This window comes from Streptomyces sp. SYP-A7185 (genome assembly GCF_046103685.1).
GTDB lineage: Bacteria > Actinomycetota > Actinomycetes > Streptomycetales > Streptomycetaceae > Streptomyces.
Window position 1 is genome coordinate 6524002 of sequence record NZ_CP122310.1, and the last position, 23094, is coordinate 6547095.

A 23094-nucleotide genomic window follows, 5' to 3' on the forward strand; every position below is an offset into this window, starting at 1 on the left:
CGTCACCATCACACCGTGAAGGACTAGTACTCATGACGACGACGCCGACACCCTCGATCGAGCTCAAGCCCACCTCGTCCCCGCTGTCGACGGCGGAGCGCGAGGCGATCCTGGCCAACCCCGGGTTCGGTCGCCACTTCACCGATCACATGGTGACGATCAAGTGGACGGAGGGCCGCGGCTGGCACGACGGCCAGCTCGTGCCCTACGGCCCGCTCTCCCTCGACCCGGCGACCAACGTCCTGCACTACGCGCAGGAGATCTTCGAGGGCCTGAAGGCCTACCGCCGCCCCGACGGCTCGGTGGCCTCCTTCCGTCCCGAGGCGAACGCGGAGCGCTTCCAGCGGTCGGCGCGGCGCCTCGCGATGCCGGAGCTGCCGGTCGAGACGTTCATCGAGGCGTGCGACGCGCTGGTGAAGGCGGACAAGGCGTGGGTCCCGGCGCACGGCGGCGAGGAGTCGCTGTACCTGCGCCCGTTCATGATCGCGAGCGAGGTCGGGCTCGGCGTGAAGCCGGCCAACGAGTACCTGTTCATCGTGATCGCCTCGCCCGCCGGCGCCTACTTCCCCGGCGGGGTCAAGCCCGTCTCGATCTGGCTGTCCGAGGACCGCGTGCGCGCGGTGCCGGGCGGTGTGGGTGACGCCAAGACCGGCGGCAACTACGCGGCGTCCCTGCTCGCGCAGGCCGAGGCGGCGGAGAAGGGCTGCGACCAGGTCGCCTACCTGGACGCCGTCGAGCACAAGTGGGTGGAGGAGCTCGGCGGCATGAACCTGTACTTCGTGTACGGGGACAAGATCGTCACGCCCACCCTGACCGGCTCGCTGCTCGCCGGAATCACCCGGGACTCGCTGCTCACGGTCGCCCGGGACCTCGGCTACCGGTCGGAGGAGGCGCGCGTCTCGATCGACCAGTGGCAGGCGGACACGGCCGAGGGCACCCTGACCGAGGTCTTCGCCTGCGGCACCGCCGCGGTGATCACCCCCGTCGGCACGGTCAAGTGCCGCTCGGGCGAGTGGACGCAGAGCGGCGGCGAGCCGGGCCCGGTCACGATGAAGCTCCGCGAGGCGCTCCTGGACGTCCAGCGCGGCACGGCGGAGGACCGCCACGGCTGGATGCACGACCTCGGCTGAGAGCCGACCGCACGGATGGGCAGGCCCCCGGGGAGATCAGCTCCCCGGGGGCCTGCCTGTGTGCCGGGGCGCCGCAAAGGGTGTCGGTCGGCGCGCTGATCACGGCGTGGGCACGCCGATCGCGGGGTCGGCGGCCGGTTCCGGCGCCGCCTTGCGTTCCAGGACCGCGTACGCGAGACCTCCCACCACGCCCGACAGCAGGAAGCTGCAGTCCACCCCGCCGGTGAGCGAGAGCAGCGGGCCCTCGTAGGAGGGGAGCGAGACCGCCGCCACGCCGACCACCGCTCCCAGGGCCCAGCTCACCGTCGCCGGGACGTTCCAGCCCGACCGGTACCAGTAGAGCCCGCCCCTGGAGCGGCGGTTGAAGACCTGGAGCGCCTCCGCGTCGTACACGCCCCCGCAGCGCGCGAAGCCGATCAGGGTGATCACCGCCCACGGTGTGCCGACCGCCGTGAGGAGGAGGACGAAGGACGTCATCGCGTCCTGCGCCTCCCACGCGTAGTGCCCCACGAACACGCACCCCGTGGCGACCACCGCCACGGTGTAGGTGGCCCGGGCCCGCGAGGCGCGCGGCAGGATCGCGTCCAGGTCCAGGCCCATCGAGTACAGCATCAGACCGGCGTTGCCGACCGAGCCCGCCGAGGCGGCGAGAAGCAGCGGGACCAGGTACCAGCCGGGGGACGCGGACACCAGCGGCCCCGCGTAGTCGAGGGCCGCGCCCGCCGCGTACGCCGTGAACGTGCCGAAGAGCTGCGGGACCAGGAGCCCGGCGAGCAGGCCGGCCCAGGAAGCGTGCAGGACCGTGCGCGAGCTGTGCCGGCGGGGGGAGATGTAGCGCGTGTAGTCGCCCAGGAGCGTGATGAACGCGATCGGGCCGCTGAGACCCGCCGCCACCAGGGCCAGGAGCCACGTCGGCCAGAACGAGCCGAGGAGGTAGCCGCCCGCGTCGGGCAGCGCCGACGTCGTGAAGTCGGGGGCGTACGCCACCACCCCGAGGACGAGCAGCACCGTCATGCCGACCGCGAGGACGCGCGAGAGGCGCAGCAGCACCCGGTAGCCGTAGACCGCGCCCGTCACCGTGGCCGCGGCGAGCAGCGCGTACACGATCCCGTACGACAGGCCGCTCGACGGGAGTCCCGTCAGGCGGTGCAGGACGCCCACCATCACGTCGCCGCCGATCCAGACGGTCAGCGCGGTGTAGCCGAGGGAGAGCAGGAGCCCGACGACCGAACCGACCAGACGGCCCCGCACGCCGAACTGCGCCCCGGAGGACGTGGAGAGGTTCGTCCCGGTGCGCAGCGAGACCAGTGCCAGCGGCGCGGTCAGGGCCGTGCCGATGACCGTGCCCGCCACCACGGAGGTGACCGACGCCCACCAGCCGAGGCCGAACGACACCGGCAGCCAGCCGAAGACGATCACCCCGAGGCAGAGGTTGGATCCGAGCAGGATCGAGATGAGATCGCGGGGACCGCTGGTGCGTTCCCCGTCCGGGATGGTGTCGACCCCGCGCTGTTCCATCGGCATGAGGGTGCCCCTGACGCTCGATCGTGGCGGCCTGCGCACACAGGTCGCCGTTCGACTGTTTGAGTGCCGCTCAATGTGACCTACCGCATGATGGCACGTCAATGTTTCCGTTGGATCTGTCTCGTGGTTAGAGTGTTGTTCAAACGATGGAGGTGTGGTGGCGTGCGGCTTACCCCCACGGAACGCGACCGGCTGCTGCTCTTCGGGGCGGCCGAGCTGGCCAGGGCCCGCAAGGCGCGCGGCCTCAGACTCAACGTCCCCGAGGCGACCGCGCTGATCGCGGACACGGTGTGCGAGGCGGCCCGCGACGGCGCCAGGCTCGCCGAGGCGATCGAACGGGCCCGCTCGGTCCTCGGTCCCGACGACGTCCTGCCGGGCGTCGCGGACGTCGTGACCGAGGTGCACGTGGAGGCCGTCTTCGACGACGGCTCCCGGCTCGCGGTGGTGTCGGAACCGATCGGCGAGGGTCTCGGCAGTGCTGGCCCGGGGGCGCTGCTGCCCGGACCGGAGCACGCGGAGCTCGCGCCCGCCGTGACGCTCACCGTGCACAACACCGCGTCGGTGCCCGTCTCCGTGACCTCGCACTTCCACCTCTTCGAGGCCAACCCCCGGCTCGACTTCGACCGCTCGGCCGCGTACGGCATGCGGCTCGCGGTGCCCGCCGGGTCCTCCGTGCGCTTCGGGCCCGGCGAGAGCGTCGAGGTCGGGCTCGTGCCGATCGGCGGCGAGCGCGTCGCGATCGGCTTCGCCGGTCTGGTGGACGGCGCCCTGGACGCGCCCGGCGCCAAGGAAGAAGCCCTGCGCAGGGCCGTGGCCTGCGGCTACCTGGGAGCGGACCGAGCCGCTGAGCGAGGAGCGGACCCGGCCGCCGGGCAAGGAGCAGCAGGAGCAGACGGAGGAGCCGACCGATGAGCATCGATCCGTACGCGTACGCCGCCACGCACGGTCCCCGCGCCGGTGACCGGGTCCGGCTCGGCGACTCCGGTCTGACCGTCCGGGTGGAGTCCGACGCGCAGAAGTACGGCGAGGAGTTCCTCGCCGGGTTCGGCAAGACCGCCCGTGACGGGCTGCACCTGAAGGCCGCCGCGGTCCGCGAGACCTGTGACGTCGTGATCAGCAACGTCCTGGTGATCGACGCCGTGCAGGGCATCCGCAAGGTGTCGGTCGGCATCAGGGAGGGCCGCATCCACGCCATAGGGCGGGCCGGCAACCCCGACACCCTCGACGGCGTCGACGTCGTCGTCGGCACCGGCACGTCCATCGTCTCGGGCGAGGGGCTCATCGCCACCGCCGGAGCCGTGGACACCCACGTCCACCTGCTCTCGCCGCGCATCATGGAGGCCTCGCTCGCCTCCGGCGTCACCACGATCATCGGCCAGGAGTTCGGCCCCGTCTGGGGCGTCGGCGTCAACTCGCCCTGGGCGCTGCGGCACGCGTTCAACGCCTTCGACGCCTGGCCGGTCAACATCGGCTTCCTGGGCCGGGGTTCGTCCTCGCACGACGCCCCGCTGATCGAGGCGCTCGCCGAGGGCGGTGCATCGGGCTTCAAGGTGCACGAGGACATGGGCGCCCACACCCGTGCCCTGGACACCGCGCTGCGGGTGGCCGAGGAGCACGACGTACAAGTCGCCCTGCACAGCGACGGGCTGAACGAGTGCCTGTCGGTGGAGGACACCCTCAAGGTCCTGGAAGGGCGCACGATCCACGCCTTCCACATCGAGGGCTGCGGCGGCGGACACGTCCCGAACGTGCTGAAGATGGCGGGCGTGCCGAACGTCATCGGCTCCTCCACCAACCCCACGCTGCCCTTCGGGCGCGACGCCGTCGCCGAGCACTACGGCATGATCGTCTCGGTCCACGACCTCAAGACGGACCTGCCGGGCGACGCGGCGATGGCCCGCGACCGCATCCGCGCGGGGACCATGGGCGCCGAGGACGTGCTGCACGACCTGGGCGCCATCGGCATCACCTCCTCGGACGCGCAGGGCATGGGGCGCGCGGGCGAGACCGTCCGCAGGACCTTCGCGATGGCCGGGAAGATGAAGGCCGAGCTCGGCCCGCTGGAGGGCGACGGCGACGGCGACGACAACGCGCGCGTCCTGCGCTACATGGCCAAGCTGACCATCAACCCCGCCATCGCCCACGGCCTGGCCCACGAGGTGGGGTCCATCGAGGTCGGCAAGATGGCCGACATCGTGCTCTGGCGCCCCGAGTTCTTCGGCGCCAAGCCGCAGCTGGTCCTCAAGTCCGGCTTCCCCGCCTACGGCGTCGTGGGCGACCCGAACGCCGCGACCGACACCTGCGAGCCCCTCGTCCTCGGCCCGCAGTTCGGCGCGTACGGCGCGACGCCCGCCGACATCTCCGTGGCGTTCGTCGCGCGGGCCGCCGTCGACCAGGGCAACGACCGGATGCCCACCCGGCGGCGCCGGGTCGCCGTGCGGGGCACCCGGGGCATCGGCCCCGCCGACCTGCGCCTGAACTCGCGCACCGGATCGATCGACGTCGACCAGCGCTCCGGCCTGGTCACGCTCGACGGAAACCCGGTCAGGTCCGAGCCCGCCGACTCGGTCTCGCTCAACCGCCTCTACTTCCTGTAGCCCGTCCCGTAGCCCCGTAGCCCCGTAGCCCCGTAGCCCCGCAGCCCTTTCCGCAGTCCCGTCCTCTCCCGAGGGATCACGATGACCTTCCACATGCCCGCCGAGTGGGCCCCGCACGAACGCACCTGGATGGCCTGGCCCGGCCCCAACCCCACCTTCACGGACGAGCGCGAGCTCGCCGAGGGGCGGGCCGCCTGGGCGGGCGTCGCCCGTGCCGTACGCCGCTTCGAGCCCGTCACGATGGTCGTCGGGACCGGCCAGAGCGAGTCGGCCCGCGCGCTCCTGGGCCCGGACATCGACCTGGTCGAGCGCGATCTGGACGACGCGTGGATGCGGGACATCGGCCCCACCTTCGTCCGCGAGGGCAAGCAACTGGCCGCCGTGGACTGGACGTTCAACGGCTGGGGCGGCCAGGACTGGGCCCGCTGGGAGCACGACGCGAAGATCGCCCGGCATGTCGCCGACCTCGCGGGCGTGCCCGTCCACTCCTCGCCCCTGGTCAACGAGGGCGGCGGCATCCACGTCGACGGCGAGGGCACCGTCCTGCTGACCGACACGGTCCAGCTCGACCCGGGACGCAACCCCGGCCTGACCCGCGAGCAGGCCGAGGAGGCGGTCCACGCCCGCATCGGCACCCGCAAGGCGATCTGGCTGCCGCGCGGCCTGACCGGCGACTACGGCCGGTTCGGCACCCGGGGGCACGTCGACATCGTCGCTGCCTTCGCCGCGCCCGGCGTCGTCCTGGTCCACTCCCAGCAGGACCCCGCCCACCCGGACCACGAGGTCAGCAAGGAGATCATCGGCGTCCTGCGCGGACAGACCGACGCCCGGGGCCGTGCCCTTCAGATCGTCGAGGTGCCCGCGCCGACCGTCCTCACCGACGACGAGGGCTGGGTCGACTACTCCTACATCAACCACTACCTGTGCAACGGCGGCGTCGTCCTGTGCGCCTTCGACGACCCGCGCGACGAGATCGCGGCGGGCATCTTCCGCCGCCTCTTCCCGGAGCGGACCGTGACGCTCGTGGACGCCCGTACGATCTTTGCCGGGGGTGGTGGCATCCACTGCATCACCCAGCAGCAGCCGAAGATCTAGCGTCAGACGAGTCATCGCAGGAGTCCCCGTGGCCCAGGCCGCCCGCCGCAAGAACGCGCCCCCGCGCGAGGACGTGCTGGCCGCGGCCATGGAGATGATCGCCGAGCGCGGCCTGGAGAAGCTGACCATGGCCGCGCTCGGCCGCGAGGTCGGCATGAGCAGCGGCCACCTCCTCTACTACTTCCGCACCAAGGACGAGCTGCTCCTGCGCACCCTGGAGTGGAGCGAGGCCGCGCTCGGCGCCGAGCGCGGCCGGCTGCTCGCCCGGCGGGGCACGGCCCGCGAGCGGCTGGACGCGTACGTCGACCTGTACGTGCCCGACGCGCCCGGCGACCCGCACTGGACCCTGTGGCTGGAGGTCTGGAACCGCTCCCTGAACGCCGCCGACGACGAGCGCGACCGCCAGGTCGCCATCGAGAGCGCCTGGCACCGCGACCTGGTGGCGCTGCTCGCCGAAGGCGTGTCGCGCGGCGAGTTCGGCCCCCTGGACCCCGACCGGTTCGCGGCCCGCCTCCGGGCGCTGCTCGACGGATTCTCCATCCACGTGGCGATCGGCCTGCGCGGCACGGGCCGCGACCAAATCCTCGCGCACGTCCAGGAGTTCCTGGACGGAACGCTCACGTCCGGCCCGCGCGACCCGGAGACCCCCGTCTAGGTTGTACGCATTCCTGCGGATTGTGTGTGTTCGGGTGGTGCGCTTGTATCCCTGTGGGCCGCCGCCGCATCCACTGACCCGGATGTGACCCGGACATGACCCGGACGCGCACCGCAACCATGCGGCCATCTCGCGCATCACAGACATAGTGCGCACCGACCACCGCACGTCGTGAACACCGAGCAAGCACGGGGGATCTGACCATGCACCGCAGCTCCACGCACCACGGCACCACACACCGCAGCTCCACGCACCGCACCAAGTGCCGCGCCGCCCTGACGGCCGCCGCACTCGTCGCCGCCGTCACGGCCACGGCCCTGCCCGCCGCCGTCGCCGCACCCGCGGCCGCCGACGCGCCCCGCACCGAGCGGGTGAGCGTCACGGCCGCCGGGGCGCAGTCCGACGGGGCCTCCGAGCTGCCGGACGTCAGCGCCGACGGGCGGTACGTCGTCTTCTCGTCGGAGGCGAAGAACCTCACGCCCGGCGACACCGACACCTGGCCCGACGTCTACGTACGCGACCTGCGGCGCGGCACGGTCGAGCGGGTCAGCGTCCAGGACTCGGGCGCCGAGTTCACCGACTTCGTCGGCCAGCGCCCGACCATCAGCGAGAACGGCCGCTACGTGACCTTCGCCGCCGGCACGTACGAGGACGGCGCGTACTACAGCGGCATCTACGTCCGGGACCTCAAGAAGAAGCGGACCGAGCTGGTCAGCCTCTCCGACGCGGACAAGCCCGTGCACGGCGACAGCACGACGGCCGCCGAGACGAGCGCGGACGGCCGGTACGTCACCTTCGTCTCGCAGCTCAAGGACAACGGCGACTACGTCGACGGGATGAACTCCGGCGTGTACGTCCGCGACCGCGAGAAGGGCACGACCAAGCGGATCAGCGAGATCGTCACCGGCGGGGCCAGCTCGTCGTACTTCATCGCGCAGTTCACGACGAGCGCCGACGGCAGCCGCACCGCCTACTCGATCGGCCAGCAGCGCCCCGGCCGTGACGGGCGCACCTACCTCTACGACCGGAAGAGCGGCGAGAGCAGGCGGCTCGACCTGACGCCCTCGGGCGCCGACCGCGAGGTCGGGGTGTCGTCGCTCACCAAGGACGGGCGGTACGGCGTGTTCACCGCGCGCTCCGGCGACCTGGTCCCCGGCGACACGAACGACGCGTACGACGTCTTCCGCATCGATCTGCGCACCGACGCCATCGAGCGGATCGTGTACGCGGCCGACGGCGGCCAGCCGGACGGCGACTCGGCCGAGGCGCGGATCACCCCGGACGGCCGCCGCGTGGTCTTCACCTCCAGTGCGTCGGGTCTCGTCGCCGGCGATCCCGGGAGCGCCTCCCTCTACGTACGCGATCTGCGCACCGGCGAGAACCGGCGCGTGGACGTGCCGCAGGGCGGCGGCGACGCCGACTCCGCCGTGTCCCACTACGGGCTGAGCGCGGACGCCGGGACCGTCGCGTTCACGTCGGACGCCACGAACCTGGTGCCGGACGACACCAACGGCGTGCGGGACGTGTTCGTGCGTCACCTGCGCTGACGTCCCACGGCGATGCGGGCGGCGCGGCGGACGCGCCGCCCGCATCGTGAGACGGGGCAGCGCGGCGTGTGCGGGCTGTGGCAGGCTGCCACCGTGCTCTCGTTCGCCATGATTATTGGCAGCAGGCGCGCCGGTCCGCAGTGACCGTCTCGTACCACCATGTACGGGCGGACACCGTCGTCTCTCAGACCCGCGCGCAAACCTCTCGTACCCACGAGGGGTTTTTTCGTTTCCTGGCCCCACATCAGCCGGACGCGGAGCGCGGGGGATCATTGAGGCGGTGGAGCCGGTCATTCCGGTAGACCGAGATCCGACACAGGAGCCAGATCAGCATGACGGAAACCAGCACACCCGACGATGCGTTCCACGTCTTTGACACCACGCTGCGCGACGGCGCGCAGCGTGAGGGAATCAACCTGACCGTCGCGGACAAGCTGACCATCGCCCGGCACCTGGACGACTTCGGCGTGGGCTTCATCGAGGGCGGCTGGCCGGGTGCCAACCCCCGTGACACCGAGTTCTTCGCCCGCGCACAGCAAGAGATCACCTTCCGGCACGCCCAGCTCGTCGCCTTCGGCGCCACGCGCCGCGCCGGTGGCTCGGCGGCCTCGGACCCGCAGGTCAACGCCCTGCTGGCGTCCGGCGCCCCGGTCATCACGCTGGTGGCCAAGGCCCATGACCGGCACGTCGAGCTCGCCCTGCGCACGACCCTGGACGAGAACCTGGAGATGGTGCGCGACACCGTCGCCCACCTCCGCGCCCAGGGGCGGCGCGTCTTCGTCGACTGCGAGCACTTCTTCGACGGCTACCGCGCCAACCCCGAGTACGCCAAGTCCGTCGTCCGCACCGCCTGGGAGGCGGGCGCCGACGTCGTCGTCCTGTGCGACACCAACGGCGGCATGCTCCCCGCCCAGGTCAAGGCGATCGTCGGCACCGTCATCGCCGACACCGGCGCCCGGCTCGGCATCCACGCGCAGGACGACACGGGGTGCGCGGTCGCCAACACCCTCGCCGCCGTCGACGCCGGCGCCACCCACGTGCAGTGCACCGCGAACGGCTACGGCGAGCGGGTCGGCAACGCCAACCTCTTCCCCGTCGTCGGCGCCCTGGAGCTCAAGTACGGCAAGCAGGTCCTGCCCGAGGGCTCGCTGCGCGAGATGACCCGCGTCTCGCACGCCATCGCCGAGGTCGTCAACCTCACCCCCTCCACGCACCAGCCCTACGTGGGCGTCTCGGCCTTCGCCCACAAGGCGGGCCTGCACGCCTCCGCGATCAAGGTCGACCCGGATCTCTACCAGCACATCGACCCGGACCTGGTGGGCAACCGCATCCGGATGCTGGTCTCGGACATGGCGGGCCGCGCCTCCATCGAGCTCAAGGGCAAGGAGCTCGGGATCGACCTGGGCGACGACCGGGAGCTGGTGGGCCGCGTCGTCGAGCGGGTCAAGGAGCGGGAACTGCGCGGCTACACGTACGAGGCGGCCGACGCGTCCTTCGAGCTGCTGCTCCGCGAGGAGGCCGAGGGCCGGGCGCGCCGCTACTTCCGCGTCGAGTCCTGGCGGGCCATCGTCGAGGACCGGCCCGACGGCACGCACGCGAACGAGGCCACCGTGAAGCTGTGGGCCAAGGGCGAGCGCATCGTCGCCACGGCGGAGGGCAACGGCCCGGTCAACGCGCTCGACCGGTCGCTGCGCGTCGGCCTGGAGCGGATCTACCCCCAGCTCGCCAAGATGGAGCTGGTCGACTACAAGGTCCGCATCCTGGAGGGCAAGCACGGCACGTCGTCCACGACCCGCGTGCTGATCTCGACCAGCGACGGCAACGCCGAGTGGTCGACGGTGGGCGTGGCCGAGAACGTGATCGCGGCGTCCTGGCAGGCGCTGGAGGACGCGTACACCTTCGGTCTGCTGCGCGCGGGCGTCGAACCGGTCGAGTAGCCGGGCCGTCGGGCGGGGCGAAAACAGGGGTGGCTCCGGACCGCCGCCGGGGGCCCGACTGAGTTAGCTTCGAAGTATGAGCAATGGGGCGAAGCGAATAATTGTCGCGCTGTCCGGGCTTCTCCTGTCCCTGGGCGCCGTGTCCTTCACGGCGGCGCCCGGGGCCATGGCGGCCACCGACGTCCGGACCGTGGCCGACGCCTGGGAGAAGAGCCCGGTGTACGTGGATCCGGCCGCCGCGGGCCAGCTCTCCGGGGCCGACGCGGACGCCCTCGCGCAGAAGATCAAGGACGCCGACAAACCGGTGTTCGTGGCGGTGCTCCCCGCCGACTTCCCCCGCCAGGACCTCTTCACGAAGCTGCGCACCGAGACCGGTGTGACGGGGGTGTACGGGGTCCGGCTCGGCGACGCGTTCGACGCGAAGGCCGACCGGCAGGTCCTGAGCAACGCGGCCGTCTCGAACCTCGCCACGACCTACGGGGACATGGACGACGCCACGACCCAGCTCAACGGCTTCGTCGACCAGGCGGTGAAGGACGCCCGCGGCTCGGCCCCCGCCTCCTGGGGCACCGGCTCGGACGACGGCACGTCCGTGGGCGCGCTGATCGGGATCGGCGGTGTGCTCGTCGCGGGCGGCGCGGCCACGTACGCGGTGGTCCGGCGCAACCGCCGGCGCAAGGCCGAGGAGCAGCGGGCCGCGCTGGAGAAGCTGCGGGTCGTGGTGGACGAGGACATCACGGCGTACGGCGAGGAGCTGGACCGTCTCGACTTCCATCCCGCCGAGGCGGGAGCGGACGACGCGATGCGCGCGGACTACGAACGCGCCCTCGACTCGTACGAGAAGGCGAAGTCGTTCATGGCGGCGGCGGACCGACCCGAGCAGGTGCGGGCGGTCACCCAGTCCCTGGAGGACGGCCGCTTCTCGCTTGCCCTGCTCGCCGCGCGCCGCGAGAGCAGGCCGCTGCCCGAGCGGCGCGCCCCCTGCTTCTTCGACCCGCGCCACGGCCCCTCGGTGAAGGACGCCGCGTGGGCGCCGCCGGGCGGAGCCGAGCGGACGGTCCCGGTGTGCCTGGCCGACGCGACGCGCCTCGCGGACGGCGAGGAGCCGATGTCGCGGACGGTGGCCACGGAGTCGGGGGAGCGGCGCCCCTACTGGGAGGCGGGCCCGGCCTACGGCCCCTGGGCCGGCGGTTACTTCGGCGGCGGCATCCTGCCGGGCCTCCTGGTGGGCACGATGCTGGGCGGCATGATGGCGAGCCCGGCGTACGCGGCCGACTACGGCGCGGGGTACGGCGACTTCGGAGGCGGCGGGGGCTTCGACGGCGGCGACTACTCGGGCTCGGAGTTCGACCCCGGGGACTTCGGCGGTGGCGGCGACTTCGGCGGTGGAGGGGACTTCGGGGGCGGGTTCTAGGGAGCTGCGGGGCTGGGGGCCGTCCCCCGGGAGGGACGGCGGACGCACACCGCTGCGGTACGGCCGTAAGGGTGCCGCCCGCCCCGATGGCGAGGGGCCGGGGCCCGGACCGTCACCGTGCCGGCTCGCCCAAGCCCGTCAGCCGCGAGGACAGGTGCCAGAGGCGGGCCGCCGCCTCGGGGTCCGTCGCCCAGGGTTTGACGCCGCCGATCAGCATGTCCTGCGTCGTGGCGGGCTCCGCGACGTCGCAGTCCTGGCAGTACGCGCCGCCGTGGCCCTCCAGGAGCGGTGACGTCGCCGCCCACACCGCCGTGGCCGCGCCCTGCGCCGGGCTCTTGAAGCCCCGGGTCGGCGTGCCGTCGGCGCTCATCCAGCCCTGCGCGATCTGTTCCTCGCGGGGGATGTGGCGCTGGAGGGGCGTGAGGATGCTGCCGGGGTGCACGGAGAACGCCCGGGGGCCGGTGCCCGCCGCGCCCAGGGAGTCCAGGTGCAGGGCGAAGAGCGCGTTCGCGGTCTTGGACTGGGCGTAGGCGAGCCAGCGGTCGTAGCCCTCGTGGAAGTGCGGGTCCTCCCAGCGGATGCCGGAGAGGAAGTGACCGGACGAGGCCACGGACACCACGCGCGCCGGGACCCGGCTCAGTGCCGGGTGGAGGTGGTGGACCAGGGCGAAGTGGCCCAGGTGGTTGATCGCGAAGTGGGACTCCCAGGTGCCGTCCGGGCCGACGCGGGTCTCGGGGCAGGCCATCACGCCCGCGTTGTTGACCAGGATGTCGAGGGTGGGGTGTGCCGCGAGGAAGCCTTCGGCGAAGTGCCGGACACCGCCCTGGTCCGCCAGGTCGAGCTCCCGCACCTCCACCCGGTCCGTGCCCCGCAGCGCCTGCTCGGCGACCCGGGGCCTGCGCGCGGGGACGACGACGTACGCGCCCGCCCGGCTGAACGCCCGGGTGATCTCCAGGCCGAGGCCCGAGTAGCCGCCGGTGACGAGTGCCGTCCTGCCCGAGAGGTCGATCCCGTCGAGCACGTCGTCCGCCGTGCTCGTCGCGCCGAACCCGCTGCCGATCCTGCGTGGTTGCTCCTGCCGTGTGGTCATGTGCGCGACGCTAGAAGCTGGACCGCGCTCTAAGGCAAGGTGATGCCCTGCGCCGTCCTGTCCCGCCCCGCCCGGCGACGGGACCGGCCGCGCCCACCGGGAAGCGAGTGAGCGGGAGACGACGTGAGCGAGCACGGCACGAACACCATCTGGCCCCTCCTGGACGACGCGCACGCGGCGCTCCGCTCGGCCGTCCGCGGCGTACCGGAGGGGGACTGGGACCGCCCGACGCCCTGCGCGGAGTGGAACGTCACCCAAGTCCTCCAGCACGCTGCGGGCGATCAGCTGGGCTACGCCGCGTCCCTCACGGGAGGCCCCGGCCCCGCGGAGAACCCGTTCGCGCCTTCCGGCAAGCTGACGGACTCCCCGGAAGCCCTGCTGGAACCGGCGCTCGCGGCGACCTGGGCCGCCTGGGCGACGGTGGACGCGACGGCGCAAGAGGTACGGGTGCCGCTGCCGCCCGGCACCATGACGGCCGCCCTCGGTGTGGGCGCGTGCGCGCTCGACGCGGCGGTGCACGCATGGGACATCGCCGTGGCGACGGGCCAGCCGTCGCCGCTCACGGGCGAATTGGCCCGCCCGCTGCTGGAAGTGGCCCACCAGATCGTCGAACCCCTACGCGCCTTCGCCTTCGCCCCGGCCCTGGAGGCAGAGGCGGGCGGGGCGACACCGGGAGAGGCCGCCGGCCTCCTCCGCTACCTGGGCCGCGACCCCGACTGGTCGTGACCGGGCAGGCTCAGGCCTCCGGGCAGGTCCACCGGGAGCCCCACAAAACGGCCCACCCACCCGCCCCCGCTTACGGGGTGATCGGATGGGTGGGCGGGGGCCGTCCGTCGCGAAGCGGCGGGGCCGGGACAGTCCAAGGCTCAGGAGCCAGACTTGATCGCGGAGATGTCGAAGCGAAGCTTGATCTTGTCCGAGACCAGCACGCCACCCGTCTCCAGCGCCGCGTTCCACGTGAGGCCCCAGTCCGAGCGCAGGATCTCCGCCTTGCCCTCGAAACCGACCCGCTCGTTCCCGAAGGGGTCCGTGGCCGCGCCGTTGAACTCCAGGTCGATGGAGAGCGGCTTCGTGGTGCCGAGGATCGTCAGGTCACCGGTGACGCGGTAGTCGTCGCCGCCCAGGGCCTCCGCCTTGGTGGAGCGGAAGGTCATCTCCGGGAACTCCTCGGTCTTGAAGAAGTCCGCGCTCTTGAGGTGACCGTCACGGTCGGCGCTGCCGGTGTCGATGCTGTCCATCTGGACGTCGATGGAGGCCGTCGACGCGGACGGGTCCGTGCCGTCCAGGTGCAGCGTGCCGGCGACGTCGGTGAAGGAGCCCTTGACGTTCGTGACCATGGCGTGGCGGGCGACGAAGCCGATCGACGTGTGCGCGGGGTCGATCGCGTAGTCACCGGTGAGGGCGGCCAGATCCGGGCTGACCGGCGCGGTCGGCGCGGCGGAACCGGCGGACGCGGCGGCGGAGGTGTCGGTTTCGTTCTTGCGGCCGAAGAGACCCATGACTGCTCCTTGGGGGACGAGCTGCGGCCGGGAGGCCGAGCTGCGAGCTACGCGGGATGTGTGTGCGCTTCGTTGAATGTTCAACGAGATTGACTCTAACGCCATTCCGTTCAATATTCAACAGCAAACGGAGCGTGTTGGCGCGCTCACGGACAGCGTGTCGCGCCTGTGAGGTGTCTCTCACGTGTCGCTTTGTGGAATCCCTACAGCCGGAGGCGGCCCTGAGCAGTCACTTCGCGCGTACGAAGAAGAGCTTCTGTTCGGGGGTGCCAGGAAAACGGGCCGGAGACTGTTCATAGTCGACGGTCCGTTTTTGTGGGCCCACTTCGTAAGGTCACTACATGACCGTTTTGGACGACACCGCTTCTTCTCCCGAGGGCGAGCCCACCGACGCGCGTGGGCGCGTGGCCGAGCTGCACGCGATCCGTGCCGAGGCGCTGCGCGGCCCGAGCGAGAAGGCGACCGAGGCCCAGCACGCCAAGGGCAAGCTGACCGCACGCGAGCGGATCGAGCTGCTTTTGGACGCGGGGTCGTTCCAGGAGGTCGAGCAGTTGCGCCGGCACCGGGCGACCGGGTTCGGCCTGGAGGCGAAGAAGCCGTACACCGACGGTGTCATCACCGGCTGGGGCACGGTCGAGGGCCGCACGGTCTTCGTCTACGCCCACGACTTCCGCATCTTCGGCGGCGCGCTGGGCGAGGCCCACGCCACGAAGATCCACAAGATCATGGACATGGCCATCGCCGCCGGGGCGCCCCTGGTGTCCCTGAACGACGGCGCCGGCGCCCGTATCCAGGAGGGCGTCTCCGCCCTCGCCGGGTACGGCGGCATCTTCCAGCGCAACACCAGGGCCTCGGGCGTCATCCCGCAGATCTCGGTGATGCTCGGCCCGTGCGCGGGCGGCGCGGCCTACAGCCCGGCGCTCACGGACTTCGTCTTCATGGTCCGCGAGACCTCGCAGATGTTCATCACCGGGCCGGACGTGGTCCGCGCGGTGACCGGCGAGGAGATCAGCCAGAACGGCCTGGGCGGCGCCGACGTGCACGCCGAGACCTCGGGCGTGTGCCACTTCGCGTACGACGACGAGGAGACCTGCCTCGCCGAGGTCCGCTACCTCATCGCGATGCTGCCCTCGAACAACCGCGAGAACCCGCCCGTCCACGAGTCGGACGACCCGGCGGACCGCCGCTCGGACGTCCTGCTCGACCTGGTCCCCGCGGACGGCAACCGTCCGTACGACATGGCCAAGGTCATCGAGGAGCTCGTCGACGACGGCGACTTCCTGGAGGTCCACGAGCGCTGGGCGCGCAACATCATCTGCGCCCTGGCCCGCCTGGACGGCAAGGTCGTCGGCATCGTCGCCAACCAGCCGCAGTCCCTGGCCGGGGTCCTGGACATCGAGGCCTCCGAGAAGGCGGCCCGCTTCGTCCAGATGTGCGACGCCTTCAACATCCCGATCGTGACGCTGCTCGACGTGCCGGGCTTCCTGCCGGGCGTCGACCAGGAGCACGGCGGGATCATCCGGCACGGCGCCAAGCTGCTGTACGCGTACTGCAACGCCACCGTGCCGCGCATCTCGCTGATCCTGCGCAAGGCGTACGGCGGCGCGTACATCGTCATGGACTCCCAGTCCATCGGCGCCGACCTCACCTACGCCTGGCCCACCAACGAGATCGCGGTGATGGGCGCCGAAGGCGCCGCCAACGTCATCTTCCGCCGGCAGATCGCGGCGGCCGAGGACCCCGAGGCCATGCGGCAGAAGATGGTCAAGGAGTACAAGGCCGAGCTGATGCACCCCTACTACGCCGCGGAGCGCGGCCTGGTGGACGACGTCATCGACCCCGCCGCCACCCGCGAGGTGCTCATCAGCTCCCTCGCGATGCTCCGCAACAAGCACGCAGACCTGCCGTCGCGCAAGCACGGCAACCCCCCGCAGTAGTCCCGCAGTAGCCCACAAGGAGAACGCTGCACATGAACGCTCCCGACATCCGCGTCGAGAAGGGCCACGCAGAGCCCGAGGAGGTCGCCGCCATCACGGCGATCCTGCTGGCCCGTAGCGCCGCCGCCACCGCGCAGGCGCCCGCGCCCCGCCGGGGCCGCGACCGGGCCGGCTGGCGCCGCCTCGAGCGCACCCCGGGCTTCCGCGCCCCGCACAGCTGGCAGGGCTAGCCCCACCGCCCCACGGCACACGACAGGGCCCCGCACCGCTTCCGGTGCGGGGCCCTGTCGCGTCTTCCCGTGCGCCGCCGTACGCCCGCCGCGGCCCGCCCGCGGGCACGCGCGAGGGGCCCCGCACCGACCTGACGGTGCGAGGCCCCTCGCGTACGGGCGGGGACCGCTAGCGCAGCCGCGCCATCAGCGCGTGCTCCACGAGCGTGATCAGCGCGCTCTTCGCGTCCGCGCGGTGCCGCGCGTCCGTGGTGATGATCGGGGTGTCCGGGCCGATCTGCAGCGCCTCGCGGACCTCGTCCGGCGTGTACGGCTGGTGGCCGTCGAAGCCGTTGAGGGCGATGACGAAGGGCAGGCCCGAGTTCTCGAAGTAGTCGACGGCGGGGAAGCAGTCGGCGAGCCTCCGCGTGTCGACCAGGACCACCGCGCCGATGGCGCCGCGTACGAGGTCGTCCCACATGAACCAGAAGCGGTCCTGACCGGGCGTACCGAAGAGGTACAGGATCAGGTCCTGGTCCAGGGTGATGCGGCCGAAGTCCATGGCCACCGTGGTGGTGGTCTTGTCCCCGGTGTGGGTGAGGTCGTCGATGCCCGCGGACGCGGACGTCATGACGGCCTCGGTGCGCAGCGGGTTGATCTCAGAGACCGCCCCGACGAACGTGGTCTTGCCCACGCCGAAGCCGCCCGCCACCACGATTTTCGCGCTGGTGGTGGAGCGGGCTGTTGCTCCGCCGCTAGAGCTTGCGAAGTCCACTGAGCACCCTTTCGAGCAGTGTCACGTCTGGCTGGCCGCCGGCGGACTCGTCGCCGCCCGGCTGATGGATGGCGACAAGTCCGGCCTCCGCCAGGTCGGCTACGAGGATCCGGGCGACGCCGAGGGGAATGGAGAGAAGTGCCGAGATCTCAGCGACTGACTTGATCTCGCGGCACAGATTGCAGATCCGCTGATGCTCGGGCAACTGGCCCTGTAGCTGGTGCGGTTGGGCGATGGTGTGCACCAGCGCCTCGATGGCGAGCTGGTAGCGGGGCCTGGTGCGGCCACCCGTCATGGCGTACGGGCGCACCAGGGGGTTGCTCGCGGAACCCGCGGGCGCCGGTTCAGGGGCGCGTCGCTGTGGTTGCACTGGCTGGATCCTGGGGGTTTGAGGCTGCTCGTACGGGCTCTGGCGGGGGCCCGGCTGCTGCGGCTGCTGGTAAGGCCTGCGGTGCTGGCTGGGCGCGGAGGGGAAGTTGTACCGGTTCGGCGCCCCGTCCTGCGGCCCCTGACCCTGGCCGTGACCAGGCGACCAGTTGGCCGATGACGAACCGTCCGGGGGTGTTCCTGAACCTGCCACGTACTCCTCCTCCGACTGTGCCGGGCACCATCATTCTGGAGCCGCGTCCCGAAACCTTACGGCCACGGGACGCGAAAACGCACCGTACGTCTACTAGTTGAGAAGGCTCCCCTGCAGCTCCGCACGCAGGTCGGGCGTGAGTACGGTGCCGGCACGGTCGACAAGAAGTGCCATCTCGTACCCAATGAGACCGATGTCCGCATCCGGGTGGGCGAGGACGGCCAGCGAGGAACCGTCGGAGATGGACATAAGGAAGAGAAATCCTCGCTCCATCTCCACAACGGTCTGGGTCACGGAACCGCCCTCGAAGATCCGGGAGGCCCCGGCGGTGAGGGAGGTCAGACCGGACGCGACGGCCGCGAGCTGGTCGGCCCGGTCGCGGGGGAAGCCTTCGGACATCGCCAGAAGGAGTCCGTCGGCGGAGACCACCACGGTGTGGGACACCCCGGGGGTGTTGTCCACGAAGTTGGTGATCAACCAGTTCAGGTTCTGCGCCGCCTGGCTCATCGGGCTCACACTAACGCTCCTGGTTGTAGGTGCTGTCAGGGCCGAAGCCCTGGCCATTCGTGGTGTCACTGCCTGCGCTGCGTCCCCGCTGGACGCCGCGGCGCAGGTTGCTCAGCCGACCCCGAACGTCCTCGGGATCGCGGGAGACCTGAGGGCCGCCCTGTGGGGTCTGTTCCGCCGTGCCCTCGACCAGATTGGCCTTGGGCACCCGCTTCGGGAGACCGGACGGGGTGACGCCACCCGCCTTGGGCTCCTTCAGCGACTCGGCGCGCTGCCAGCGGTCGTCGTTGGACGAACGCCAGTTGCTGTCGTTGCTGCCGTTCCCGGTGTCGCCGAACAGTCCGCCGCCGCTGCTTCCGCCGTCCGCCGGGGCCGGGCTGCCGCCCGACGCACCGGTGGAGCCGCGGCGCGGGAGACCCGCTGCGGTCGTGTCGTGGACCGCGGACGGGGCCGGTCCGGGACGCTCGAAGCCTACGCGGTCGGCGCCGTTCGCGGGAGCCGCCGGGGCAGATTCCGGTTCCGCGGAGTACTCGGTCCGATACGTGCCCGAGCTGCTCTCATATCCGTCGTTCGACGGCCAGTCGTCCTGGTGGGAGCGGTCGGGATAGGCCACGAACGGTTCCGATACGGCATCCGTACGAGCGGCGTGATCGTCGGGGCCGGCCTCCGTATAGGGGGCTTCCTGGTAGCCGTCCTGCGCCGGGTAGTACGCGTCGTCGTACGCCGGTCGCACGCCCTGCGCCTGGCCCTGGTCGTACCCGTCGTACGCCGGAGCCTGCTGCTCGTACGCGGGCTCGTAGCCGCCCTGCTGCGCGTCGAAGCCCTGCTGCTGGTCGACCTCGTCGCGGAAGAGCGGCCGCCCGTCGCCGGACTGCGCCTGCGCCTCCAGGGCCGCACGCCGCTCCTCGCGCATCAGCGAGCGGCCCACCGGGTCGAGCTCCTGGGCCTCGGCGCCGTCGCCGTTGTAGCGGCTGTCGTCGAAGCCGAGCTCGGCCGCGGTGCGCATCGGCTCGTGGTGGAAGGCGGGCTGCTCCGGGGCGTGCTGCTCCGGCATGATCGAGGAGACCGTGAACTCGGACTCGGGCAGCTGGTTCTCGCCGCCGCCGCCGTGCGTGATGCCGTCCGGGAGCATGACGAGCGAGGTGGTGCCGGCCTGCTCGCCCGAGGGGCGCAGCTGGACGCGGATGCCGTGCCGGTCGGACAGGCGGCCGACCACGAACAGGCCCATGCGCTGGGAGATCGCGGCGTCCACCGTCGGCGGGTTGGCCAGCTTGTGGTTGATGTCCGCGAAGTCCTCGGCGGTGAGGCCGATGCCCTTGTCGTGGATCTCGACCATGATGCGGCCGTCGGGAAGGCGGGTCGCGGTGACGCGGACCTTGGTCTGCGGCGAGGAGAACGTGGTGGCGTTCTCCAGGAGCTCGGCGAGCAGGTGCACGAGGTCGGTCACGGCGAGGCCGTGGATCTCGGCCTCCGGCACGCCCGAGAGCTCGATGCGCTCGTACTGCTCCACCTCGGAGGATGCGGCGCGCAGCACGTCGACCAGGGGGACCGGCTGGTCCCAGCGGCGGCCGGGCTCTTCGCCGGAGAGGACCAGGAGGTTCTCGCCGTTGCGTCGCATACGGGTCGCCAGGTGGTCCAGGCGGAAGAGGCTCTCCAGCTGGTCCGGGTCGGCCTCGTTGTTCTCCAGGTCGGTGATGAGGGTCAGCTGGCCCTCGATCAGGGACTGGTTGCGGCGCGAGAGGTTGGTGAAGATCGCGTTGATGTTGCCCCGCAGGAGGGCCTGCTCGGCGGCGAGCCGGACGGCCTCGCGGTGCACCTGGTCGAAGGCGCGGGCGACTTCGCCGATCTCGTCCGTGGTGGAGATCGGGATGGGCTGCACGCGGGTGTCGACGCGGCCGGGGTCGGTGCGCGAGAGCTGGTCGACCAGCATCGGCAGGCGCTGCTCGGCGATGCCGAAGGCGGCCGTCCGCAGCTGGCGCATCGCGCGGCTCATCTGGCGGGCCATGAGCCCGGCCAGGATGAAGGCGGCCAGGAGCGCGATCACGACGATGGCGCCGTTGATGTAGGCGCTGCGCTGGGCGTCGGCCGCGATGTCCGAGGCCTCGCCCACGGCCTTGTCGGCGAGGTCGGACTCGATGGTGCGGTACGCGTCGAACTTGGCGGAGGTGGTGGCCCACCAGGTCTCGGGCGTGATGCCCTTGCCCGCGAGGGCGACCCGGGCGCTGGGCTGCGTGGTCTCCAGCTGCGCCATGGCCGCGACCATCGCCTCGGGCGCGGGCGGCGGGACGAAGGTCTCGCCCTTGGCCTTGGCGGCGGCAGCGGCCTGCTTGGCCTGCTTCTCGCCGTCGGCCTTCAGCTTCTTCTTCGCGGCTTCCAGCTTGGCGACGTCCTCGGGGGTGCCGCCGCCGGTGTACTCCTCGATGGCGATGCCTTCGAGGTAGGCGTACGAGGAGAGCGCCACGCGCTGCTTGGCGAGGCTGCCGGCGGAGGGGCCGGGCTTGACCAGCAGGTGCGTGCCGATGGAGCGCTCCAGGGAGAGCGCGGCCTTGGTCAGCGAGATGGCGTAGACGGTCCGGCCGTAGCTGGTGATGTTTCCGGTGCCCAGACCGAGTTCGTTGGCGAACTCCATCAGGGGGTGCTGGATGGCGACGTAGGCCTCTTCGGTCTGCGCGCCCGAGAGCTTGGAGGTGTAGGCGGCCTGGCGCAGCGACTGAAGTCCCGGCTCCACCTTGTGGAAGCCGTCGAGGCGGCGCTTGAGGCCTTCCTTCTGGGGCATGTTCTCCGCGGCGGCGTCGAACTCGTCCGCGGCCTTGTCGGTGGCCTTGCGGGCCTTCACGACGACCGGGTCGTTCTTCTTGCCGCGCAGCAGGGGAGCGGCGGAGAGGTCGCGCTCCTCGATGAGGCGGTTGCCGTAGTTCAGCGACGCCTGCACGAGGCGGGCGGTGGCTTCGGCGTCCTGGGCCTCGCTCCAGGTGTCGATCGAGCCCTTGACCTGGAAGCCGCCCATGACGAGACCGACGAGCACGGGTATGAGGAGGATCGCGTTCAGGCGGGTCGGCACGCGCCAGTTGCGCGGGGACATTCTGCCGCCACTGGGCGCCGGCGGCTCCATGCCCTGCACATCGGTGGGGGACGCCGCTGTGCGCGGCGGCGGGGTGAAGTTGCCCCGCGTGTCCCGCGTATGCGGCGGTGCGGGGCTCGTCTTGCTTCGCCTCACTCGACCAACAACCTCTCGGCGGCGGGACCTGCATCGGTCCCGCTGTCGTCTCCAAGGCCCGTGCTACTGGGCAGTTCAGCGCATTCCAGCACGTCAGGGGGTCCTCTACCAAACAGTCGGAAGGACAACTTCCGAGTGGTGTAAGCCTCAGATAAAACGGTCAAATAGAGCGAGCCCCGCCAAAAGGCGGGGCTCTTGTGAGCACAGCGACACCAAATGACCGCGACGCGTGTCGGCGCCCGGCGAATTCTCTGTCGAAACGTTATGAACAGAGCGGGCATCCGTGTCAAAGGACACAGACCGCTCTCTTGAATCTACGGCAACTGCCGTACTGCCTCGTCTACTTGAGTCGTGCCATCAGTGCGTGCTCGACCAGCGTGATCAGGCCGCTCTTTGCGTCCGCACGGTGTCGGGCGTCGGTGGTGATGATCGGCGTGTTGGGTCCGATCTGAAGAGCTTCGCGCACTTCGTCGGGGGTGTAGGGCTGGTGGCCGTCGAAGCCGTTGAGGGCGATGACGAAGGGCAGGCCGCTGTTCTCGAAGTAGTCGACGGCCGGAAAGCAGTCGGCGAGACGGCGGGTGTCCACGAGCACCACCGCGCCGATGGCGCCGCGTACGAGGTCGTCCCACATGAACCAGAAGCGGTCCTGACCGGGCGTACCGAAGAGGTACAGGATCAGGTCCTGGTCCAGGGTGATGCGGCCGAAGTCCATGGCCACCGTGGTGGTGGTCTTGTCCCCGGTGTGGGTGAGGTCGTCGATGCCCGCGGACGCGGACGTCATGACGGCCTCGGTGCGCAGCGGGTTGATCTCGGAGACCGCGCCCACGAACGTGGTCTTGCCGACGCCGAAGCCGCCCGCCACCACGATCTTCGCGCTGGTGGTGGAGCGGCCCGAGCCGCCGCTGCTAGAGCTTGCGAAGTCCACTGAGCACCCTTTCGAGCAGTGTCACGTCAGGCTGACCGCCGGCGTTCTCGTCGCCGCCGGGCTGGTGAATGGCGACGAGCCCGGCCTCGGCCAGGTCCGCCACGAGGATCCGGGCCACGCCGAGCGGCATGGAGAGCAGGGCCGACACCTCGGCCACCGACTTGACCTCGCGGCACAGGTGGCAGATGCGCTGGTGCTCGGGGAGCAGCCCCATCAGCTGCGCCGGGTCGGCCGTCGTGCTCACCAGCGCCTCTATCGCGAGCTGGTAGCGGGGCCTGGTCCGGCCGCCGGTCATCGCGTAAGGACGCACCAGCGGCTGGTCGCCTTCATAGCCGTACGACGCCTGAGAGCCGTACGGATCGTGAGAGGCGTTGGGCGGGGTCATGGATCCTCCGGGCGGGACAGCAGGTGGTCTGCGTGCCGTCTGATAGAGCCGGTGGGGGGCACCAGGTTGGC

Annotated in this window: 20 protein-coding genes; 11 read left to right on the forward strand and 9 right to left on the reverse strand. The window is 71.3% G+C overall.

Going from position 1 to position 23094, the window contains the following annotated elements:
* Positions 1–32: 32 nt before the first annotated feature.
* Positions 33–1130: a branched-chain amino acid aminotransferase gene (locus QBL25_RS28765; protein WP_409059864.1), complete on the forward strand. Its 1098-nt coding sequence runs from the start codon at positions 33–35 to the stop codon at positions 1128–1130.
* 99 nt (positions 1131–1229) lie between these two features.
* Here the strand turns inward: QBL25_RS28765 and QBL25_RS28770 are convergent, their stop codons facing one another.
* Entirely contained in the window at positions 1230–2654 is a 1425-nt protein-coding gene (locus tag QBL25_RS28770) for a cytosine permease (protein WP_409059865.1), read from the reverse strand.
* A gap of 162 nt (positions 2655–2816) precedes the next feature.
* Here QBL25_RS28770 and ureA point away from each other — a divergent pair, with 162 nt between their 5' ends.
* The 7 genes from ureA (at position 2817) to QBL25_RS28805 (ending at position 11899) form a co-directional block, all read left to right on the forward strand.
* Positions 2817–3566 (forward strand): urease subunit gamma, encoded by a 750-nt coding sequence (gene ureA, locus QBL25_RS28775; protein ID WP_409059866.1) that lies wholly within the window; start codon positions 2817–2819, stop codon positions 3564–3566.
* Entirely contained in the window at positions 3563–5251 is a 1689-nt protein-coding gene (locus tag QBL25_RS28780; RefSeq protein WP_409059867.1) for an urease subunit alpha, read from the forward strand. Before ureA ends, QBL25_RS28780 begins: the two co-directional genes overlap by 4 nt.
* A gap of 81 nt (positions 5252–5332) precedes the next feature.
* Complete coding sequence (locus QBL25_RS28785; RefSeq protein ID WP_409059868.1) at positions 5333–6346, forward strand: agmatine/peptidylarginine deiminase; 1014 nt, start codon at positions 5333–5335, stop codon at positions 6344–6346.
* Between the two features lie 88 nt (positions 6347–6434).
* Complete coding sequence (locus QBL25_RS28790; RefSeq protein WP_409062811.1) at positions 6435–7001, forward strand: TetR/AcrR family transcriptional regulator; 567 nt, start codon at positions 6435–6437, stop codon at positions 6999–7001.
* A 203-nt stretch (positions 7002–7204) separates the two neighbouring features.
* Entirely contained in the window at positions 7205–8548 is a 1344-nt protein-coding gene (locus tag QBL25_RS28795) for a TolB family protein (RefSeq protein ID WP_409059869.1), read from the forward strand.
* A 332-nt stretch (positions 8549–8880) separates the two neighbouring features.
* Positions 8881–10485 carry a citramalate synthase gene (gene cimA / locus QBL25_RS28800; protein ID WP_409059870.1) on the forward strand — a complete coding sequence of 535 codons (1605 nt, stop codon included), beginning with the start codon at positions 8881–8883 and terminating at the stop codon, positions 10483–10485.
* Between the two features lie 76 nt (positions 10486–10561).
* Entirely contained in the window at positions 10562–11899 is a 1338-nt protein-coding gene (locus tag QBL25_RS28805) for a hypothetical protein (RefSeq protein ID WP_409059871.1), read from the forward strand.
* A gap of 112 nt (positions 11900–12011) precedes the next feature.
* Here the strand turns inward: QBL25_RS28805 and QBL25_RS28810 are convergent, their stop codons facing one another.
* Complete coding sequence (locus tag QBL25_RS28810; RefSeq protein ID WP_409059872.1) at positions 12012–12989, reverse strand: SDR family NAD(P)-dependent oxidoreductase; 978 nt, start codon at positions 12987–12989, stop codon at positions 12012–12014.
* A gap of 123 nt (positions 12990–13112) precedes the next feature.
* Here QBL25_RS28810 and QBL25_RS28815 point away from each other — a divergent pair, with 123 nt between their 5' ends.
* A complete protein-coding gene (locus QBL25_RS28815; protein WP_409059873.1) occupies positions 13113–13715 on the forward strand; it encodes a TIGR03086 family metal-binding protein in 603 nt (200 codons plus the stop codon).
* Positions 13716–13855: 140 nt separating this feature from the next.
* Here QBL25_RS28815 and QBL25_RS28820 read toward each other — a convergent pair whose 3' ends face one another.
* On the reverse strand, positions 13856–14488 hold the full coding sequence (locus QBL25_RS28820; RefSeq protein WP_409059874.1) for a YceI family protein: 633 nt from the start codon (positions 14486–14488) through the stop codon (positions 13856–13858).
* Between the two features lie 341 nt (positions 14489–14829).
* Between QBL25_RS28820 and QBL25_RS28825 the strand changes: the two genes are divergently transcribed.
* Positions 14830–16425 (forward strand): acyl-CoA carboxylase subunit beta, encoded by a 1596-nt coding sequence (locus QBL25_RS28825; RefSeq protein WP_409059875.1) that lies wholly within the window; start codon positions 14830–14832, stop codon positions 16423–16425.
* A gap of 32 nt (positions 16426–16457) precedes the next feature.
* On the forward strand, positions 16458–16655 hold the full coding sequence (locus tag QBL25_RS28830) for an acyl-CoA carboxylase subunit epsilon (protein ID WP_409059876.1): 198 nt from the start codon (positions 16458–16460) through the stop codon (positions 16653–16655).
* 169 nt (positions 16656–16824) lie between these two features.
* On the opposite strand, the gene QBL25_RS28835 is transcribed toward QBL25_RS28830, so the two are convergent.
* From QBL25_RS28835 to QBL25_RS28860, 6 genes are all read right to left on the reverse strand, one after another.
* Complete coding sequence (locus QBL25_RS28835; RefSeq protein ID WP_030361923.1) at positions 16825–17409, reverse strand: ATP/GTP-binding protein; 585 nt, start codon at positions 17407–17409, stop codon at positions 16825–16827.
* A complete protein-coding gene (locus QBL25_RS28840; protein ID WP_409059877.1) occupies positions 17390–17989 on the reverse strand; it encodes a DUF742 domain-containing protein in 600 nt (199 codons plus the stop codon). Before QBL25_RS28840 ends, QBL25_RS28835 begins: the two co-directional genes overlap by 20 nt.
* A 93-nt stretch (positions 17990–18082) precedes the next feature.
* Entirely contained in the window at positions 18083–18496 is a 414-nt protein-coding gene (locus tag QBL25_RS28845; protein ID WP_135330751.1) for a roadblock/LC7 domain-containing protein, read from the reverse strand.
* 10 nt (positions 18497–18506) lie between these two features.
* A complete protein-coding gene (locus tag QBL25_RS28850) occupies positions 18507–21713 on the reverse strand; it encodes a nitrate- and nitrite sensing domain-containing protein (protein ID WP_409059878.1) in 3207 nt (1068 codons plus the stop codon).
* 340 nt (positions 21714–22053) lie between these two features.
* The gene (locus tag QBL25_RS28855) at positions 22054–22638 is read right to left on the reverse strand and encodes an ATP/GTP-binding protein (RefSeq protein WP_361838163.1); all 585 of its coding nucleotides are present in this window, start codon (positions 22636–22638) and stop codon (positions 22054–22056) included.
* Complete coding sequence (locus tag QBL25_RS28860) at positions 22619–23023, reverse strand: DUF742 domain-containing protein (RefSeq protein WP_160507411.1); 405 nt, start codon at positions 23021–23023, stop codon at positions 22619–22621. The genes QBL25_RS28855 and QBL25_RS28860 overlap by 20 nt, the downstream gene beginning before the upstream one ends.
* Positions 23024–23094: the final 71 nt, after the last annotated feature.

Bases quoted from the DNA above. Each gene is read 5' to 3' on its own strand.
- QBL25_RS28765 (WP_409059864.1), top strand. From the start codon at position 33: ATGACGACGACGCCGACACCCTCGATCGAGCTCAAGCCCACCTCGTCC.
- QBL25_RS28770 (WP_409059865.1), bottom strand. From the start codon at position 2,654: ATGCCGATGGAACAGCGCGGGGTCGACACCATCCCGGACGGGGAACGC.
- QBL25_RS28780 (WP_409059867.1), top strand. From the start codon at position 3,563: ATGAGCATCGATCCGTACGCGTACGCCGCCACGCACGGTCCCCGCGCC.
- QBL25_RS28785 (WP_409059868.1), top strand. From the start codon at position 5,333: ATGACCTTCCACATGCCCGCCGAGTGGGCCCCGCACGAACGCACCTGG.
- QBL25_RS28790 (WP_409062811.1), top strand. From the start codon at position 6,435: ATGGAGATGATCGCCGAGCGCGGCCTGGAGAAGCTGACCATGGCCGCG.
- QBL25_RS28795 (WP_409059869.1), top strand. From the start codon at position 7,205: ATGCACCGCAGCTCCACGCACCACGGCACCACACACCGCAGCTCCACG.
- cimA (WP_409059870.1), top strand. From the start codon at position 8,881: ATGACGGAAACCAGCACACCCGACGATGCGTTCCACGTCTTTGACACC.
- QBL25_RS28805 (WP_409059871.1), top strand. From the start codon at position 10,562: ATGAGCAATGGGGCGAAGCGAATAATTGTCGCGCTGTCCGGGCTTCTC.
- QBL25_RS28810 (WP_409059872.1), bottom strand. From the start codon at position 12,989: ATGACCACACGGCAGGAGCAACCACGCAGGATCGGCAGCGGGTTCGGC.
- QBL25_RS28820 (WP_409059874.1), bottom strand. From the start codon at position 14,488: ATGGGTCTCTTCGGCCGCAAGAACGAAACCGACACCTCCGCCGCCGCG.
- QBL25_RS28825 (WP_409059875.1), top strand. From the start codon at position 14,830: ATGACCGTTTTGGACGACACCGCTTCTTCTCCCGAGGGCGAGCCCACC.
- QBL25_RS28830 (WP_409059876.1), top strand. From the start codon at position 16,458: ATGAACGCTCCCGACATCCGCGTCGAGAAGGGCCACGCAGAGCCCGAG.
- QBL25_RS28845 (WP_135330751.1), bottom strand. From the start codon at position 18,496: ATGAGCCAGGCGGCGCAGAACCTGAACTGGTTGATCACCAACTTCGTG.
- QBL25_RS28860 (WP_160507411.1), bottom strand. From the start codon at position 23,023: ATGACCCCGCCCAACGCCTCTCACGATCCGTACGGCTCTCAGGCGTCG.